The following is a 19008-nucleotide window of genomic DNA, read 5'->3' on the forward strand; positions in this document are numbered from 1 at the left end:
CTCAATATTTGGCTAATTCAGAAGAAGGACGTTCTACCGGTGCTTTAGATTTGGTGATTCATTACCTTGTTACCGAAGTATATAAAGATAAAATCTATTTTGATTTTGGCATTTCAAATGAAAAACAAGGTCGTTTTTTGAATACTGGTCTTATTGCGCAAAAAGAAGGTTTCGGTGCTAGAGCAGTGGTTCATGATTTTTATAGTTTAGATATTTAAGTAGGTGATAATCATGAGTGGTTTACATGATTGCTGTATTATTGATTTGCCTAAAATTACAGATCCGCGAGGAAATTTAAGCTTTATCGAAGGTGCACAGCATATACCATTTGAAATAAGACGTGTTTACTATTTATATGATATACCGGGTGGCGAAACACGTGGAGGCCATGCGCATAAAGAGTTGCAGCAATTAATTGTTGCAATGTCAGGTAGTTTTGATGTCATTCTGGATGACGGGTATAATAAGAAAACGTTTAGTCTAAACCGAAGTTATTACGGTTTATATTTAACAAATATGGTATGGCGTGAAATAGTCAACTTTTCCACTGGAGCGGTCTGCATGGTCTTAGCATCAGAGCATTATGATGAAAGTGATTATTTTCGGGATTATAGAGAGTTCCGCAATGCAGTAAAGGAGTGGCACATTTAGCATGAATATACCATTCTTAGATTTAAAAGCACCCTATCAGGAATTGAAGAATGAATTAGATGCTGCTTATACGCGAGTAATGAATTCTGGCCGGTATTTACTTGGAAAAGAATTAGAGCAGTTTGAACAAGAGTTTGCAGCATATTGTGGAGTAAAACATTGTATTGGTGTAGGTAACGGACTGGAAGCATTGCATTTGGTACTAAGAGCATGGAACATTGGTGCAGGTGACGAAGTAATTGTACCTGCTAATACTTATATAGCTACTTGGCTAGCAGTGTCTTATGCTGGTGCTGTACCGGTTCCGGTCGAACCAGATGAACATACATTCAATATTAATCCTGATAAAATTGCAACTGCTGTGACCAAAAGAACTAAGGCGATTATTCCTGTTCATTTATATGGGCAGGCTGCTAATATGCAAAAAATCATGACTGTTGCCCAAAATTATAATCTAAAGGTTTTGGAAGATGCTGCTCAAGCTCATGGTGCCGAATATGGCGGCAAAAAGGTCGGGGGTCTCGCCCACGCAGCAGGATTTAGTTTTTATCCGGGAAAAAATTTCGGTGCCATGGGAGATGCTGGTGCGATTACGACAAATGATGATAAAATTGCTGAGAAAGTGCGGCTGTTGAGAAATTATGGAGCTAAAATAAAATATGATCATGGAGTTAAAGGTCATAATTCGCGGATAGATGAACTGCAAGCGGCCTTTTTGAGAGTAAAACTTAGATATTTAGACTCATGGAATGAAAGACGCAGAAAAGTTGAAGCTTGCTATTTTCGGCAATTGAAGGATACGGATTTGGTATTGCCAATCGTAGCAGATGGAAATCGTCATGTTTGGCATTTGTATGTAGTGAGAACAAAAATACGTAGTTTGGTGCAGGAGCATTTTGCGCAAACGGGGGTTGGAAGTTTAATTCATTATCCTATTCCTCCTCATTTATCAGGTGCTTACTCTGAAATGGGATTACAAAAGGGATGTTTTCCAATAACAGAGCAATTGGCTGATGAAGTACTTAGCTTACCTATGGGGCCTCATCTTACTGAACAAGAGATTAACTATATTTGCAGTCAATTAAAAGTGTTATGTAATAAGTCATAAGCAAAACCTCCAAGGTTATCAAGGTCAGCAGATAATTTTGTGTAATTCGGGTTTCTTTGTGGCAAGAAATAGTGGCTTTTTAAGCAAATTCGTTCATTGCCCCTTGTTAAATCTAATCCCTAGACAAGACGGAAGTATGCGCGCGTTAGCGTGAATGCTTCTGTCCTGGCTGGGGAATCACACTTTTAAGGGCCAATTAACCTGTGTAGCGATCTTCGAAAAGTATAAATGGTTCAAAAACATATCCCAATCACCGCAACGTTGAATTCACTTTTTTACAATATTACTCGACGCTAAGTATAAGATTTTGCGTAAAATCCGAGAGAAATTGTTTTCTTATGTTCCTGTTCCTCTGTCCTGGCGTGACGCATTCGGGACAGTTTTTACCAACTCATCATACACCAACCCAAACTGCCGTTCCGAAACCGTTTTATTAGTCATATAATGTTCAAAATACTTCCACGAATCCTCCTCATTTAATAGTATCCCGTCTGTTGTCTTAATATGTGAGAAGCTACCGGTTTTAATATGTTTTGAACCGAAGGCCCGCAGCGAGATATTTTTCACAAAGCGCGGGTTGGGATTCATGTTAATCTTGATGGCATGGTAATCATAATGATTGAAATGCAAAGAAGCCAGCGTTCGGGCCGAGATTTGGATCATAAAGTCTAATAACAACTGATTGGCAATTGGCCGTTCAAAACGCAACCACACGTGATAGCCGCGACCACTCTTAACACTGACGGCTTCCATGCCATATGTTCCGAGATGCTGTTGTAGATAGTCGACGGCAAGCTCTATTTCCGGTATGATTTCGTTATTATTTTTCTTATAGTTATTGTCTATATTGAAACATAGTGTGTTATTGGCTGTTTCATTGAAGTATAAGCAGACATTATAGTCTTGGTTTACATGTCCTTGCAACAGACTTTGTCTACGGTGCCCTGGGACATTTAATAGCCTGTATTTGTGGATAAAATGGTTTTCCATCTGTACATAATCTAGCGTTTCCCCTCCAGCCGTCAGATCTTTGACAAACTCAAATCCATAATTTTTAGTTTCCAGTTTCACTTTATCTTCGCACATAGCTTGATAGAATGCAGATAATAATTCTACTCTTGTATCCATTGTTTAATCTCCTCAAATTGGGTAAACCCTTTTGCCGTTTGGTAAACAATTGAACTATGCTTGGTCATAATCGGGTAAAAGACCTGGATGCCATAGTGCTCACCATAGGTAATATTTAATAGATCATCATCAATTAAATAGGGCACATCCCATAACTTACAAAAAACAATTTTATTAAGGGCCATAACTAGGTAATCATAGGGAATCTGGTTTTCATACAGCCATTTTTTCGTACATTCTCCTGCTAAACGCAAATTTCGTTTTGTGCAAATAACTACTTTCCAATCATTCGCTTTTAACCAGTTCATAAATTTTACGCCATCCGCATTGGCTTGTGCGAGCGGATAACATTCTTCGTGAATGCGATGTCGAAAATCAGAAAACTTATTCGTTAAAAATTTGCTTTCAGCAAAATCATCGCGCTTTACCAACTTAAGATAGTGAGAAAATTTTTCCTGCGATATGCCGTATGAATCTTTGAATATAAACGTAGACTGGGCTAAGGTATCTGAAAAATTGTTCAAAACGTTGTCGATATCAACAGCTATTACTTTCATATAACACACCTACTGCATTTGAAATAGTAAACAAAGATTAAATATTACCTGGTTATAATTTAAGACAGATCATTGAAATGGAATAGAATTCATACTATGGTGCAATGAACGGGTAAAGCAAAGATAAAGGGAGCGTAATAATATGCAGGCTATAGTCCATTATGTTAATGAAGAAATAGTAAACATAAAGAAGCTAATGAATAAGTTCATGGAGTTTTCCAATATTGTCCGCTGGAACTACTCAAAGATAGTAGTGTCAGGGGCTGGCGACTATCAATGGGAAGTGTTGAACGATAATGGGCGAGAGATTCAAAACCAATTACGCGGCCATTATGCCCATTTAATAAAATGGATTCGATTTTTGACAACTGATATGGCGAGTACTCAGCAACGTAATTTGAATGTTTCAATTCAAACGGTACAGAACCTCATTGAACAGAATGGATTTCTTTTTAAAATGGATAAAGATGAACAGCTTAATTATGCGGTGAAATCAATGGATTTATTGTTTGATTTAGTATCATCAGCATACGAAGTGACGGAAGATTACTGTATAATGATTCCCGACAGCCGCACTTTGCTTGCTAATCCGGAGTTTGAGAAATGGACATTTGAGGGAATAGAAAAATTTAAAATATTATTATTGCCGATAATAGCAAATGAGCTTGATAAAGCGCCTGCAAATGATGAAATTAAAAATAAAATACTAGATTATACAAAACGCGGAAATCTTTTAGACGGCGTAAAAATTAATGAGAAAAATAGCATTCAGTTTGCTGGTAATTTGCAAATAGAAAAAACACTACCCTGGCTAAATCTGAATGACCACTATGATAGCATAATTGCAGCTTACTTTGAAATGGTAAAAACAAATCCGCATACCCGGGTAATTCTTGTAACAAAAGATGCAAACCTGGCGGAAAAAGCATTCTCATTAAACGTTACCCATATGAAACCACCTGCCCTAAAAATTGACAGTACACCAATAAAGAGCAGCGAGCCAGTAGCGGATATAAAACCCGCTGTTCAACCAGTGAAGCCAGCTCCGTCAAAAGATAAATCCCATAAGCCTATGCCGCCACATGCGGATAATAAGCCTGAGAAACCAACAAAAGTTACAATTCCACCTAATATACAAAATCAACCACCTGCAGGTATGAAACCAAGACCACCTAAACCTAGGATTAAGTCTAGGCTTAATAATAATGTGAAACCAGATAGCAAATCATCAAGGATAAAAACGAAACGGTAATACGGTGTAAATCCCGGTTAATGATGGTATGGCCTATTTTTATCATTATCTCATTTTATTATTGGAATAATCTTAAGTTAAATATCTGATAGGAGGCAGCAGTCCGGATTTTTGCAATTCCCGGGCTGTTGTTTTTTGGCTTTACTTTAGGTTTACCATATAAACTTTTCTTTTTGGTTCAGATACAAGTTCATGGTATATGGACTTTATGCTGCCTTCGTGCTAAACTATCATCAAATACTGAATATTAACAAAAATATAAAGTAATATATTATATATAGTTTATAATTATCAACAATATACAGATGCAATATAATAATGCCAAGGGGGAGGAACTTATTTTGGATAATAATGAAAGAAAAGAGGTTGCTGGGGATATACTTCAACTGGTGTTTCAACTTCAAAAAAAAGTTATGAGGCATGTGATGCAGGAATCTAAATTAGATGTCAGCCCGTTGCAAGTGCATGTGCTGGATACCCTTAAGGAGGAAAAGATCGCCACAATGACAATGATGGCCAAAGAAACACGGATGCCCAAAACACAAATGACACGTATTATCGACAAATTAGTGACTCAGGGCCTTGTTCAGCGGGAATATGACGCTGCCGATAGACGAATTATTAAAATCAAGCTTACCGAGGCCGGCTTAACGTTAGTAGATTGCATTAAAGCAGAAGCTGTCGAGGTAGTGAATGAAAAACTCAAAATTTTGGATGATAAACAGTTGACAAGAATAAAGGAAAGTGCAAGCCGGATGTTTGAGGTAATTAAGGGACTCCCCTGACAGAAGAATTAATCCACGCAAAAATGAAGATAGATGTACGGTGTTGCTAAGTGCAAGTTCTGCAAAATTGTAGGGTTTGCATTTTTTTATTTGTAGTGGATTTGATTTGGGTCTGGGGCGCAGTAGATTAGTGCCGGCAACTGTAATGCAAAAGGATGTCGCCAAATTTTCGTTGACAGTAGAATAGTAAAAAGATAATATATGCGTATAGTTAATATTAGTTAATTATATACAGTAATATACTTTAATTTAAAAATAACTATAATATAAAATTAACATTTATTAGATATCATGGTTTTTGCGATCCCTTGTCGCAAACCCATTGATTTTCATGCTGGTAATTTGAAATAGGCAATTACCCTGAAATAAGATTTTAAGCAGGAGGAATGGCAATTGAGTAGCAGAGGTTCAAAAAAATTGTACATAGGATTATTTTTGATAGTTATTGCGCTGGGAGTGGTTGTTGCCCGCAGCGGAATATTGTCTAAAACTCAGCCGGCTATGGCTCAGGCTGTAGCGGTGAAGGCGATGCAGGTAATAACGCGCGATACGCCGGTCAATAGTGAATTTGTGGGACAGGTAAGAGCAAAAAGTGAAATAAAAGTCATGTCCAAAATTTCCGGCAATATTGTGGAAAAAATGGTTAATGGCGGTGATAACGTTTACAAGGGACAACCGTTGTTTCGCATAGATAATAAGCAATACCGGTCAGCAGTTAATTCAGCCAGGGCCACGTTGAATAAATCGCAAGCAACGCTAAACAATACCCGGATGGATGTTGCGCGCTATCAAAAATTAGCGGCAGTAGACGGGATTGCCCGGCAGACGCTAGACTCATACATAGCTAAGGCTGAAGAGGAGGAAGCAGAAGTAGAAGCTAATCAGGCCAATTTGCAGCAAGCCATGGAAGCTGAGCAGGATACGCTAATTATTTCACCGGTTGACGGCCGGATTGACGTGAATGATGTAAGTCTTGGTTATTATGTGGTGGCCGGTTCCACTACAATGGCTACTGTATCTTCGATTGACCCTATCTGGGTACAGTTTAGCATGAGTGAAAATGAATATTTAACATTTATTCGAAGCGGCAATGGTACACTGCCGGAGTCTTTCAAAGATCACTTAAAATTGGTTCTCAGTGACGGCAAGGAATATTCGCTTATTGGGCATGTAGAGCAAATTGACAAAGGAATAAATGATACGACCGGCACGATTACCATCAAGGCTAGTTTTGATAATCCACAAAGATTTTTGCTGCCGGGGATGTTTGCCCGGGTAGTTGTGCAGGAAACTGTGCGGCCGGGAGCTTTGCTGATCCCCCAGAAGGCGGTAAAGCAGGTATTAGATAATACGTTCGTTTTTGTCGTAACCGATGATAATAAAGCAGAAAGCAGGCAGGTAAAGCTGGGAGAGCGTATTGGCGATATGTGGTTGGTAGAAGATGGACTTAGCACTACGGACCGGATTGTGGTCGAGGGAATTGACAAGGTAAAACAGGGAAACGATCTGCAAGTAACCATGGTACAGCCGGATGAACAGACTCCGGCCAGGCAATAGGGGGCGCTAGCTATGGCTAATTTTTTTATTAACCGCCCTGTGTTTGCCATCGTGTTATCCATTATTATTACCCTATTGGGCACAACGGCTGCCTTTACTCTGCCGGTTGCGCAGTATCCGCAAATTTCGCCGCCAACAATTTCGGTCTCTACTACCTATCAGGGAGCGAACGCGGATGTTGTTGATCAAACAGTTGCCCAGGTTATTGAGGAACAGGTAAACGGGGTTGAAGATATGGTTTATATGTCCTCCACCAGTACGGACTCAGGTTCTTATTCACTGAACGTACAGTTTGAAACCGAGAAAAATTCCGATACGGCATCTGTACAAACACAAAACAGGGTTTCTCAGGCTAATGCTTCGTTGCCTGGTACGGTGCAAACAACCGGAGTTACCACCCGCAAAGCCTCGCAAGATATGTCCATGATTTTTACCCTTTGGTCGCCAAGTGACAGCTATAATGCCAATTTTTTAAAAAACTATGGAACTATTTATCTGATTGATGATATCAAACGGGTAAAAGGTGTTGGCGAGGTAGATGCATTTGGCTCAGATTACAGTATGCGGATTTGGCTGCAGCCGGAAAAGATGGCACAACTCGGGATTTCAGTCGATGAAGTGACTTCCGCGATTGAAAAGCAAAATGTCCAGGCGGCTGCGGGGGCATTTGGTAAAATGCCGGCGGCGTCTGATCAGCAATTCCAGTATACGGCCAAAGTAAAAGGTCGTCTCACGGATGAAAAAGAGTTTGAAAATATCATTGTCCGTTCGCAATCAGACGGTTCCTTTGTCCGGATTAAAGATATTGCCCGGGTGGAACTTGGCAGCAAAGAATATAATTTTGACAGCTTGATGAACGGCCATGTGGCTGCCGGCTTTGCCATTAAGTTGACCAGTGATGCCAATGCTTTAGAGACCATCAGTAACGTAAAAGCCGTACTGGAAAAATCATCCAAGAATTTTCCCGGTGATATGGAGTATAAAGTTGTTGTCGATAATACCGAATTCGTACGCGAATCCATGCTGGAAGTCGTTAAAACTTTTGCCGAAGCACTGTTGCTGGTTGTCATCGTGGTTTTTGTGTTCCTGCAAAGCTGGCGGGCTACTTTAATTCCTTTGCTGGCAATTCCCGTATCGCTTTTGGGTACTTTTGGCGCCTTTAGTGTTTTAGGATTTACGATCAATACTCTTACCCTGTTTGCGCTGGTGCTGGCCATCGGGCTGGTTGTTGATGATGCCATTGTTGTTATTGAAGCGGTCGAACATCATATGCGCTATTCCGGTCTTTCCCCCCTAGCGGCCACTAAACGGGCTATGAGCGAAGTTTCCGGCCCGGTTGTTGCGATTGCCTTTGTGTTGGCGTCAGTATTTATTCCGGTTGCATTTCTAAGTGGTACTACCGGGATTTTATATAAGCAATTTGCTTTAACCATTGTGGTATCGATGGCCCTGTCAGCCATTGTAGCTTTGTCACTTACGCCGGCCTTGTGCGTGCTTTTGCTTAAGCCCGATGAAGAACAGGAACATAAGGGCGTATTAGCTCGTTTTTTTGGCCAATTTAATAATTGGTTTGAAAGAAATTTGGCCCGCTATGGCAAGGGATTAGGCAAACTAATTCCTAAAGCCCGCTTGTGCCTGGTTCTGCTTGTGGTGTTGCTTATTTTGACCGGAGGAATATACAAACTGGTGCCTTCATCCTTTGTGCCTGATGAAGACCAGGGCTTTTATATAACATCGATTACGTTGCCGGAAGCATCCAGTTTGAATAGGACGATTGAGGTCATGCGCCAATTTACCGAAAAAGTCAGTGCACAGCCCGGCGTTAAAAATATTATGTCGTTATCCGGTATGGATATCATGGGGGGCGGCACCAAGACAAATGCCGGCGCGATGTTTGTTTCCATGGATTCTTGGGATAAGCGCCAAAAACCTGAATTGCAGCTAAAGGCTGCAATTGGCCAGACTTTTGCGAGCGGCGCCCAATTTCCGGAAGGTACAGTCATTGCCTTTACCCCACCTAGCTTACCGGGATTGGGAATGGTAGGCGGTTTTACTCTGATGCTGCAAGATCGAAGTGGTGGCTCACTGAATGATTTGGACAGCATGGCCCAAAAATTCGTGGCGGCCGCCAAAGAGCGTCCGGAGATTGCTTCGATTTCGTCAACTTTTAAAGCTAATACGCCGAGCTATGAATTTGAGGTAGACAGGGAGAAGGCTGAACAACTGGGCGTGGCGGTTGATGATGTATTTACGGCGTTGCAGGTATTCCTTGGTGGTACGCAGGTAAATGATTTTAATAAGTTTGGTCGTTCTTACAAGGTTACCGTGCAGGCCGAAAATACATTTCGTGGTGATGTAAATGCAACCCGGTTTCTTTATGTAAAAAGCGCCAATAATGCAATGGTGCCGTTAAACACACTCCTTAAACCCAAGCAGATTAATGCACCAACGATTATTACCAGGTTTAATGGCGTAAAAGCGGTTCAAATCAATGGCACACAAGCGGCCGGATACAGTTCCGGACAGGCTATGACCGCCCTGGAAGAAGTGGCGCAGCAAACTTTATCTAATGGCTATACCTATGAATGGTCGGGGCAGAGTCGCGAGGAAAAACTCGCCGGTTCGCGTACGGCAATTGCCTTCGGGATGGCAATTGTATTTGTCTTTCTATGTTTGGCTGCTCTGTACGAAAGCTGGAGCGTCCCGTTCGCGGTATTGCTTTCCGTGCCAACTGGTGTGTTTGGGGCTTTCCTGTTTCAATATGTATGTGACTTAGAAAATAGTGTTTATATGCAAATCGGGCTAATTATGCTGATTGGATTGGCTGCGAAAAACGCGATATTAATCGTTGAGTTTGCCAAAGTCAGGGTTGACAAGGGGATGAATCCGGTTGAAGCTGCGATTGAAGCCGCGAAACTCCGTTTGCGGCCCATTATCATGACATCCTTAGCCTTCATTATTGGCTGTATTCCACTAGCGGTAGCCACTGGTGCCGGCGCCGGTGCCAGAAATTCTATGGGTACGGCTGTTGTAGGTGGTATGTTTACCGCTACTACACTAGGAATTTTCTTAATCCCAGTGCTTTTTGTGGTAGTAGAAAAGATTACGGAAAAAATCAATTTATTAGGTAAAGGAAAGAGCAGTAAAATCTAAAAGTACGGTCAAATAGGGAATATAAGAAAACTAAAAAAAGACTACCAAACCCAACCGGAAAGATTAGGTTTTGGTAGTCTTTTTGCAATTTATAACTGCTGATTTGGTGACTAGCCTTTTTGAAAAAGCAGCTTTAGTTAGCAGCCAAAGAAGTATCTTTCTCCTTATGTAAATAATAGCCTACTCCCCAGACAGTTTTTAGGTTAGATAGCTTGAGCTTTTTGCGTAAGTAATGAATATAGAGATTGACTGTAGTAAATTCAGCTTCAGAAAAATATCCCCATACTTTTTGAATAATTTGTTCCTTGGTTACTACATGACCATAGTTGCGAATTAATAACTCCAACAACTGAGATTCTTTTAAGGTTAACTGGATAACTTCATTGCCTTTGATGACTTGACAGCGTAGTGGGTTTAAAATTAAATCATCGGCCGTTAGCACTGTCTCCGATAACGTCTTGCCACGGCGCCGGGTCAGGGCTTTGAGCCTTGCTAATAGCTCCACTGAGAAGAAAGGTTTAACGAGATAATCGTCAGCACCGGCGTCCAGACCTTCAGCCCGGTCTTCGGGGGAATCTTTGGCGGTTAAAAAGATAACAGGCGTATCATGACCTAAGCTGCGAAATTCTTTTAGTAAAGAAACACCATCCTGGTAGGGCAGCATGCGGTCTAATACAATAATGTCATAAACCCCGGTACAGGCCATTTCCAAGCCCGCTTGCCCGTCAAGCGCGGTATCCACTACAAAGCCGTTCTTTCTGAGTAAGTGAGATAATGATTCGACTAATTTGCCTTCATCCTCTACGAGCAGTAGTTTCATTTACTACACCCTTTTTAAAACCACAACCTTGTGAAAAATTTTCCATCCATGGATATTATATTAACAATTATGACAGAGAACTGTTGGAAATTTATTTAATTCCAATATTTATTTAAAAAAAATTAAACAGTGGAATGAATGGGAAGATTAACAGTAAAGGTTGATCCTATATCAGGCATACTGCTTACGGCAATTGAGCCGCCGTGACTTTCGGTAATCCATTTGGCAATAGCCAGACCCAAGCCCGAGCCTCCTTTATTCCTAGACTTATCCACTTGGTAAAAACGGTCAAAAATTCTTTCCAAGTGTTCAGGCGCGATACCCTCACCAGAGTCGGTAACATTTATCTCAGCTTTATTACCTGCTTGTAGCAAACTGACTGAAATTGTACCGCCAGGTGAGGTATGGCGACAGGCGTTATCCAGCAAGATAACAATTACCTGTTTAAGCTGAGACTCATCACCGTAGACTTCGATAGCGGGAGTGGACTGCACTGTAAGACACAAATTTTTTTGCTGGATTACTGCCTCGAATGGAGCTAAAGCCTGTCGTAATGCGGAGTCTAAGCAAAAATGTTGTTTGTTAAGTGGCTGCCGTTTGGAATCGACCCTGGCTAAAAACAGCAGAGAATTTACAAGGTTTCGCATGCAGAGGCTTTCTTCCTGGATGTTATCCAGCCACTTGCTTTGACTGGCTACCGTTTCGTCCCGGCTCTCATTGACAATATCCAGATTGGTTTGAATAACGGTCAGTGGAGTGCGTAATTCATGCGAAATGTCGGAAATGAAATCCTGCTGCTGCTGCCAGGCTTTTTTTATTGGAATCATCGCGCGATTAGCTAAATAAAAACTGGTCCCAAAGGAGAGAACCGCACAGAAGATACCGACTGTCAGGAGGATTGTCAGTGTAAGACGCAGCACAGTCTTTTCAAAAGTTAAATCACAAAAAACAATGACCCATCCAGACGGATTATCCAACGGGGCCTTTAGATACGAATAATCTGTATCCTCCAAAGTAAGAGTGCCATAGTTATCGTTCAGAAGTAAAGCGTACTCACTCAGTGTTGCCAGCGAGTCCGCATCAAGTGGCTGGTTGGAAGACTCAAAGGTAATGGTGCCCTCTGGTGAGGTTTTAACAAAGAAAAACCCAAATTTTAACGGGGGGAGTATTACCGGCAGCTTAGACGGTGGTTCAGGCGGGGGAGGGGGAGGAGGCGGAGGGTTATCGAGCCTTTTGGCAAAGTCACGAGGCCGTGGGGGAAAATCACTAATTAGACCGGTTTGAACCTCAGTGGCAATTCGCAGTGACATAGACTCCGTACGATTGTTGATGTTGATGCTTAAGAAAAAATAGGTACCACAAATTAGCAAAAAGAAAAGGGCTAGCATGATGGCTACGTTAATTAAAGTAAGTTTAAGGCGCAGCTGTTGAAACATAGATTGACTCCTTAATTCACAACCGTGTGAAAAGTACCCATCCTTGGATATATATTTATTTTTTCAAATAAATGTTAGAATTTTATTGGTTTTGACTAGTAAATTAGCAATAATAGTTAATAAAATATCTCATTTTACATTATAAAGGAAGAATGGAAGGTTGCCAACCTTAGCCAAGAAGAGTGTTCATTTTTTCCGGCTGCCTTCCTGAACAATGTTTCAATGATTAGGTGCGAAATATAAGTGAAAGCCCACTTTTCTCGCTAGCAGGCTTGAAAGTGGGCTTTGTTTATTTATTTTAGTATTCCCAGAACATTTTTTGGATTTTTTGTGGATCAGTGGTTTTGGTTAAGGCCAGCATTAAGAGAATACGAGCCTTTTGCGGATTAAGGTTATCGCCAGCGACAAAATTGTATTGATCATCGTTTGCCTCGCCGTTGCGAGCGACTATGCCATTGCCAACACGGGCGCTTCTTACAATAACAACGCCTTTTTTCTGAGCAGCTTCAATGGCAGGGTATTCGGCCTTGCCAATACTGCCGTTGCCTGTGCCGGCGTGAACAATCTGGTATATGGTTATAAAGTTTCATTTTTATATGCATTGATATCGGTGCGGGCTAATAGGATTATAGTAGCAAATACGGAACAGGAGTAAAGAAAAATGCGATTTTGTGACTTAAATTCCAAGCGGGCGAAAACCAGGTTTAGTTTTATTCTTGCTGCTTTATTTGCTGTGTTTGGCGGCATTTGGCTGTTTGAATATATGGATGCCGCTGTTCTGAACTATTCACTGACTCAGCCGAGCAAAGCACCCCAAGGTGAAATGCGTATCCTTATTAGGATCTCCGACCGGGTACTGGAACTCTATGACGATGGGAAACTATTCAAACGATACCGGGTAGCTGTTGGCAAACAGGCGACGCCAACACCGATTGGGGAATGGAATATTGTGTATAAAGGCTGGAGTCCCAGGGAGGTGATGGGCACTCGCTGGATGGGGCTTGATGTGCCATGGGGAAGTTATGGCATACATGGAACAAGTGCGCCGTGGTCAATCGGCAGTTTTGCCAGCCATGGCTGTATTCGTTTACGCAATCAGGATTCGGAAGAACTGTATGAATGGGTGCCGGTTGGCACTCCTGTTGATATTATTGGACCGAAACCAAGGATAGACAGGGTGCTGCGCCGGGGAACCCAAGGCCCCGATGTTATTGTGCTGCAGCTTAGATTAGTAGCGTTGGGGTATTATCAGGAGCGGGCCAAAGGAACTTTCGGCAAAGAGACGGAAGCAGCATTGCGGGCTTTTCAGCGGGATAACAGGCTGCCGGAATCCGGGATAACTGATAAAAAAACCTTAGAATTGCTCAGATTGTGAAATGTAGAAGGCTCCCATTGGCATCATGCCGGTGAGAGCCTTTAGCAGGACTAGAAATACCGCAGGTAGAGATAAATGTGAGCAATAATGATTGATACAAGCATCAGCGGGAAAGCAATCTTCAAATAATAGTTGAATGTGAGCGGAATGCCGTTTTTTTCGGCAATTCCGGCCACGATTACATTGGCGGAGGCGCCAATGAGTGTACCGTTGCCGCCGAGGCAGGCGCCGAGAGATAGCGACCACCATATAGGCTCTAAATTCATGCCGGAAAGTTGCCCCATTTCCAGGATAAGGGGAATCATTGTTGCTACGAAAGGAATATTATCAATGAACGCGGAGGCTATTGCCGATACCCATAAGATAATCAAAGTTGTTTGCAGTAAATCGCCGTGAGTTACGGTAAGGGTCCAGTGAGCTAATGCACCAATTACACCTGTGGCCTTCAAACCGCCTACCAGCACGAATAATCCGACAAAGAAAAAAATCGTAGGCCATTCAACGTGCAGCAAAACATCTTCAGGTTCTTCCCGGCTGACTAACATAAGCAGAACGGCCCCTGTAAAGGCGATCGTTGCTGATTCCAAATTCAGCATACCGTGGAAGATGAAGCCGACGATGGTAATGCCAAGCACAACTAGTGATTTTTTTAATAGCTGCCAGTCTTTAATTTCATCTTTGAAATTAAGTTGCAGGATGGCTTGCCGGTTTTGGTCGTCCACCTGCAAATCTTTACGGTAAGTCAGGAGCATCAGGGCAATGGTTGCCAGCAAAATGACCAGAATAACGGGAGTTAGGTTTGCTAAGAATGCGTTAAAGTCAAGGCCGACCGCACTACCGATCATAATATTGGGAGGATCGCCAATCAAAGTGGCGGTGCCGCCGATATTGGAAGCGATAATTTCGGCAATAAGAAACGGGGTGGGGTTAACCCGCAGTTTATCGGTCAACGTTAGTGTCACCGGTACGATTAATAAAACGGTGGTGACATTGTCCAAAAAGGCTGAGGCTAAGGCGGTTATAAAGGCTAACAGTGCCAGCAGCCACAGCGGTTGACCACGGGTGATCCTGGCAGCCCAGATGGCCACGGCTTCAAAAACGCCGGTACGGCGTGTAATGGCAACCAGAATCATCATACCGATTAACAGTCCGAGCGTATTAAAATCAATATTGTCTTTGATGGCAGTTTCCTGGGTCAAAAAACCCAACAGCAGCATCAGCATGCCCCCGGCTGTCGCGACTACCATCCGATGGATTTTTTCCGAGATAATTAGAGCGTAAGTAGCCAGAAATACAAGAACCGAGCCCCAGAATGCAAGATCATGCAAGGTAAGTGCGCCTCCTAATATTGTATTCAACAAAGATTTTATTCCGATAAAATTTACATTGTCAGATGTTCAGGTTGCTATTTATTTTACTCATATTCAAAATTGCTTTACATAAAATGGCGTGATAAAAATAGTGACATGGTTCTAAGCCTACAAATTCTTTTAGCTTATCAAGCCGAAACTTCAAAGTATTCCTGTGTATATACAATTTACCGGCAGTAAGCGAGACATTTAAATTATTGTCGAGGAGACATTGCAGAGTTTGCTGCATGTCATATTTTGTCCCCATAGCTTCGAACCTGGATTTTAATTCTCTCAGTGCGAGACAGTCGTAGCCTAAACACGAATGTTCAAACAAATAGTTTGCCAATATATTGTATTCGCTAATTGAACGAATGGTATTTGGGCTTTGATAGCTCAAAGCAAACAACGCTTCATGGTAGGAGTGCGAAATCTCAGTCGGTTTTGCCGTCATACTACCGATTCCTACGCGCACATTTAACTCGTGGTGTATTAACTGCAAGCGTTTAATTGTACTGGTTGTAAAACTCTTTATTTTTCCTGCACTGCCGGAGTCCGTCGCAGATTTTAAGATACACAGATTTTTTTTATAAAATAGGCTAAAGTCATTGATGTGGAAAGAGTCGGCTTCTTGAATAAGCTTCAGAACACTTTCGCGCATCCGGTCTGAAACTAAATTTTGCAGACTGTTAGTTGCAAAGTCGTTAATCTTCGGTTCCAAATTAAACAGTATTACAACTCGCGGCAAATCAAGCCGGTAGTGGACCATATCCGCCATGGCGGCCAAGTCAGTGGCTGTATCTGCATTGTTGGCAAACAGTACATGTACTAACTGCTCCTTCATCCAATTTTCTAAGCGATAATCGGCAAGAAACATCTCACGTTCCAAGAACAATTCAGTGACAGTCTTAACTAATTTAGCGGTATTGCGCACTTCGGGCGGCTCGCCTGTCACACCAACTACGCCAACAATCTTTTCTTTGAGATTAATCGGCCACATGACTCCGGGCAGCGCACCGCAAAAATTGTGGACATCATCAGTATATATTTCTACAACGTCTTGCTCATCTACTGCTAGTTTGCCGCCTTGATGAAATGTATTTATCCGGTCAAATTGCCCGGAAGCTATGATTATACCGCTGCAGTCCATAATATTGACATTATGTTGGACAATACCCATAAGATGATCAACGACTTTCTGCGCAAACTCTTTTGAGATAATCAACTTAAATCGTCAACTCCTACAAATATAATGTTTCGATAAATGTCAACCTTACTGACATAAATTTGCGGTTTTTACATATAATATATAATATACTACTATTGTAAAATTTTCTCAATTAGTTACCGCTTAACTGTCTTGCCGAACAAGTTCTGTTACCTCGCTTTCAATTTCCATAATTTTTTCTCCGATTGTCTGTAGCGCACTGGATTGCTGCTCTGTGGTAATGGCATTTTTCTCGATACCATTTACAATACTATAAACTGAAGATTTTGTCTCAAACAATACCTTGTTGATATTTTGCAGCGAACTGGCCGAATTAGCTGAAAGCTTACGTACCTCCTCGGCTACAATGCTGAAGCCACGCCCGTATTCTCCTGCCCGTGCAGCTTCAATCGCAGCATTCAGTCCCAGCAAATTGGTCTGCTTTACAATCGAGCCAACCAAATCCAGCACCTGATTGATATCATTAATATAGTCTTCGATTTGTTTCGCAGTAATTTCCATATTATGGCTGGTAGCAGCGATTTCTTCCGCCCCGGCCGCAACTTCCTGGATGTTCGAAGAAGCATCTTGAATTTTATTAGCTACTCTATTTAACATTATTTGTTTTGCCTGTTGTTCTTTTTCTTTTCTAAGTTGCTCAACGACAATATGAGATGCCAATTTTTGTAATGGTTTAACCTCCTCAGGCTCGCCGGTGATACCCATACAACCAATTCTCTCTCCATCCATTTCAATCGCACCCATGTAACCTGCCAAAACGCCTTCCATTGCAGCAGCCTGCTCGGAAGTAAGGGATACGAATGCTGCTTCTCCGGAAACTACTCTTCGACCGCCCTCATGAATTGTACCCAACCGGTGAGGTTGCATTGTCGCAATGATTTCGCCTCCTTCACCCATGATGTTAACGTTATGACCGGTAGCCTCATGTATGATCCGCACAATATTTTCGGCGACTTCTTTTGATATTCGATGTTTCCATTCCATATTATCATCCTCCATTGTATTAAGAAGTTTATATAAACTCATAACATAAAGCACCACCTCGTGAGAGATGATGCTTTATGTTATTATTTGAATAAATTTTAATTACAAAAATGCATTAACAATTATTAGTATAATCGAAGCGCTCACCGGTATAATGGCAGTTCCAATCGACCATGATTTGAGGCTTGTCTTAACATCCATACCGCTAAAACGGGTAACAACCCAGAAATAGCTATCATTAGGATACGAAATAAACATAGCTGTGCTGCACAGGCACAGCGCCGCAATAACCGGTTCCAGACCAAGTGTAGGCAACATTGGAGCCAAAATGGACCCGCCGGTGATCATAGCAACCGTACCGGAACCTTGCGGGATCCGCAAAAGAGCTCCCAGCAGCAACGGCACCAGTATAACCGGAATACTCAGAGCAATAATCCCATGAGCGATGGTATCGCCGATATTTGTCACTCGAATTACATTTCCCAACGCGCCGCCCGCACCGGTTACCAGAATAATAAGGCCTGCGTCGGCAAGCGAGCTTTCCATTATTTTCTGAGCCTCTTCTCGGGTAAGAGTGGCGCACAAACCGTATACGGACAGTAAAACTGCAATGAACACAGCAACAATAGGGTTACCCAAGATGCCAATAACACTGCCGGCAACTCCACCAACTTTTAAAGCACCGGCAATGGTATTGGCCAATATTAACAGGACAGGTACGACAATGGGTGAAAAAGATAGCAGCGTTCCGGGAAGTTGTTCGGTTGCTGCGATTTCTTTAAAATCCTCTCCGGTCAGTTCCTCCATAGATTTATGTTTGGCCAGGATATTTTCAAGGGTTTGTTTTTGTTCACCATTAATGCTGAGATCGTCTAATGTCCTTTCCGGAATTAACGCCGGAAATCTTTTTTCAACATGCCGGAAATAGGCAAGAGAAATTAAGAAAATTGGGATTGATAATAAAATGCCGCATAGAATCATAATGCCAAGGTCAACTTTAAAAAAGCCTGCTACCGCCAAAGGTCCGGGGGTTGGCGGAACCAAGAAATGCGTAATATATAAGCCCATGCCAAGTATTCCGCCTAATCCAACCATAGATCGTTTGGTTATACGGGAAAACTCCTTGGCAAGCTCGGAAAGAATAACAAAACCTGAGTCACAAAATACAGGTATGCCAACAAGCAACCCCGATAGACCAAGCGCCACATCCGCATTTTTTACTCCAACCATTCGCAGGATGGTGAGCGCCATTTTTTTAGCTGCACCGCTTTTTTCAAGAAATTTCCCCATGATGCAGCCAAACCCGATTACAATGCCGATACTACCCAATGTTCCGCCAAATCCACCTGAGACCGCCTTCATAGTTTCGGCGGTCGGTAGTCCAGCCAGTAGTCCAACTAAAATTGAGGTAAAAATAAGTGCCGGAAAAGCCTGAATTTTAGTCTTGATAATCATCCATAAAAGTACGGCAATTCCGAGAATTAATGCAATAATACTGCCCATAATCATTCCTCCAGTTTCGTCATATAGGTGAACTCTGAGGGGCGCGCCGGCCCCTCAGTACAACACTGCATATAAAGAACGTTTCCTGGAATGTATAGAGATTTCAGTTGTCCGCAAGCTTA

At 42.0% G+C, this 19008-nt stretch carries 17 protein-coding genes; 8 read left to right on the forward strand and 9 right to left on the reverse strand.

The annotated features are described in order from the left end of the window. The 3 genes from BLR65_RS15405 to BLR65_RS15415 form a co-directional block, all read left to right on the forward strand. Positions 1-218: hypothetical protein (locus BLR65_RS15405; RefSeq protein WP_218130640.1), on the forward strand; the 218-nt coding region annotated here is incomplete at its 5' end. A 13-nt stretch (positions 219-231) separates the two neighbouring features. Then, positions 232-651, forward strand: coding sequence for a sugar 3,4-ketoisomerase (locus BLR65_RS15410; protein ID WP_093795080.1), 420 nt, complete (start codon positions 232-234; stop codon positions 649-651). Position 652: 1 nt separating this feature from the next. Continuing rightward, a complete protein-coding gene (locus BLR65_RS15415) occupies positions 653-1759 on the forward strand; it encodes a DegT/DnrJ/EryC1/StrS family aminotransferase (protein ID WP_093795081.1) in 1107 nt (368 codons plus the stop codon). A gap of 336 nt (positions 1760-2095) precedes the next feature. On the opposite strand, the gene BLR65_RS15420 is transcribed toward BLR65_RS15415, so the two are convergent. Both BLR65_RS15420 and BLR65_RS15425 read right to left on the reverse strand, forming a co-directional pair. Next, complete coding sequence (locus BLR65_RS15420; RefSeq protein WP_093795082.1) at positions 2096-2887, reverse strand: hypothetical protein; 792 nt, start codon at positions 2885-2887, stop codon at positions 2096-2098. Beyond that, positions 2872-3444 (reverse strand): HAD family hydrolase, encoded by a 573-nt coding sequence (locus tag BLR65_RS15425; protein WP_093795083.1) that lies wholly within the window; start codon positions 3442-3444, stop codon positions 2872-2874. The genes BLR65_RS15420 and BLR65_RS15425 overlap by 16 nt, the downstream gene beginning before the upstream one ends. 142 nt (positions 3445-3586) lie before the next feature. Here BLR65_RS15425 and BLR65_RS15430 point away from each other — a divergent pair, with 142 nt between their 5' ends. The 4 genes from BLR65_RS15430 (at position 3587) to BLR65_RS15445 (ending at position 10191) form a co-directional block, all read left to right on the forward strand. Beyond that, the gene (locus BLR65_RS15430; RefSeq protein WP_093795084.1) at positions 3587-4696 is read left to right on the forward strand and encodes a PIN domain-containing protein; all 1110 of its coding nucleotides are present in this window, start codon (positions 3587-3589) and stop codon (positions 4694-4696) included. A gap of 341 nt (positions 4697-5037) precedes the next feature. Next, the gene (locus BLR65_RS15435; RefSeq protein ID WP_169716954.1) at positions 5038-5481 is read left to right on the forward strand and encodes a MarR family winged helix-turn-helix transcriptional regulator; all 444 of its coding nucleotides are present in this window, start codon (positions 5038-5040) and stop codon (positions 5479-5481) included. A gap of 417 nt (positions 5482-5898) precedes the next feature. After that, the gene (locus tag BLR65_RS15440) at positions 5899-7038 is read left to right on the forward strand and encodes an efflux RND transporter periplasmic adaptor subunit (protein WP_373657742.1); all 1140 of its coding nucleotides are present in this window, start codon (positions 5899-5901) and stop codon (positions 7036-7038) included. 12 nt (positions 7039-7050) lie between these two features. Continuing rightward, a complete protein-coding gene (locus tag BLR65_RS15445; RefSeq protein ID WP_093795087.1) occupies positions 7051-10191 on the forward strand; it encodes an efflux RND transporter permease subunit in 3141 nt (1046 codons plus the stop codon). A 133-nt stretch (positions 10192-10324) separates the two neighbouring features. Here the strand turns inward: BLR65_RS15445 and BLR65_RS15450 are convergent, their stop codons facing one another. From BLR65_RS15450 to BLR65_RS15460, 3 genes are all read right to left on the reverse strand, one after another. After that, complete coding sequence (locus BLR65_RS15450) at positions 10325-11011, reverse strand: response regulator transcription factor (RefSeq protein WP_093795088.1); 687 nt, start codon at positions 11009-11011, stop codon at positions 10325-10327. A 122-nt stretch (positions 11012-11133) separates the two neighbouring features. Next, complete coding sequence (locus BLR65_RS15455) at positions 11134-12447, reverse strand: sensor histidine kinase (protein WP_245692820.1); 1314 nt, start codon at positions 12445-12447, stop codon at positions 11134-11136. 298 nt (positions 12448-12745) lie between these two features. Continuing rightward, positions 12746-13027, reverse strand: a complete 282-nt coding sequence (locus BLR65_RS15460; RefSeq protein WP_342741394.1) for an L-asparaginase family protein — start codon at positions 13025-13027, stop codon at positions 12746-12748. Between the two features lie 81 nt (positions 13028-13108). Here BLR65_RS15460 and BLR65_RS15465 point away from each other — a divergent pair, with 81 nt between their 5' ends. Then, positions 13109-13822 (forward strand): L,D-transpeptidase family protein, encoded by a 714-nt coding sequence (locus BLR65_RS15465; RefSeq protein WP_093795089.1) that lies wholly within the window; start codon positions 13109-13111, stop codon positions 13820-13822. A 50-nt stretch (positions 13823-13872) separates the two neighbouring features. On the opposite strand, the gene BLR65_RS15470 is transcribed toward BLR65_RS15465, so the two are convergent. The 4 genes from BLR65_RS15470 to BLR65_RS15485 form a co-directional block, all read right to left on the reverse strand. Then, entirely contained in the window at positions 13873-15150 is a 1278-nt protein-coding gene (locus tag BLR65_RS15470) for an ArsB/NhaD family transporter (protein WP_093795090.1), read from the reverse strand. Positions 15151-15211: 61 nt separating this feature from the next. After that, positions 15212-16396 carry a CdaR family transcriptional regulator gene (locus BLR65_RS15475; RefSeq protein WP_093795091.1) on the reverse strand — a complete coding sequence of 395 codons (1185 nt, stop codon included), beginning with the start codon at positions 16394-16396 and terminating at the stop codon, positions 15212-15214. Between the two features lie 126 nt (positions 16397-16522). Next, entirely contained in the window at positions 16523-17383 is an 861-nt protein-coding gene (locus BLR65_RS15480; RefSeq protein ID WP_093795156.1) for a methyl-accepting chemotaxis protein, read from the reverse strand. 102 nt (positions 17384-17485) lie between these two features. Next, entirely contained in the window at positions 17486-18886 is a 1401-nt protein-coding gene (locus BLR65_RS15485) for a GntP family permease (RefSeq protein WP_093795092.1), read from the reverse strand. Positions 18887-19008: the final 122 nt, after the last annotated feature.

The sequence above is a fragment of the Sporomusa acidovorans genome (assembly GCF_900101845.1).
GTDB lineage: Bacteria > Bacillota > Negativicutes > Sporomusales > Sporomusaceae > Sporomusa > Sporomusa acidovorans.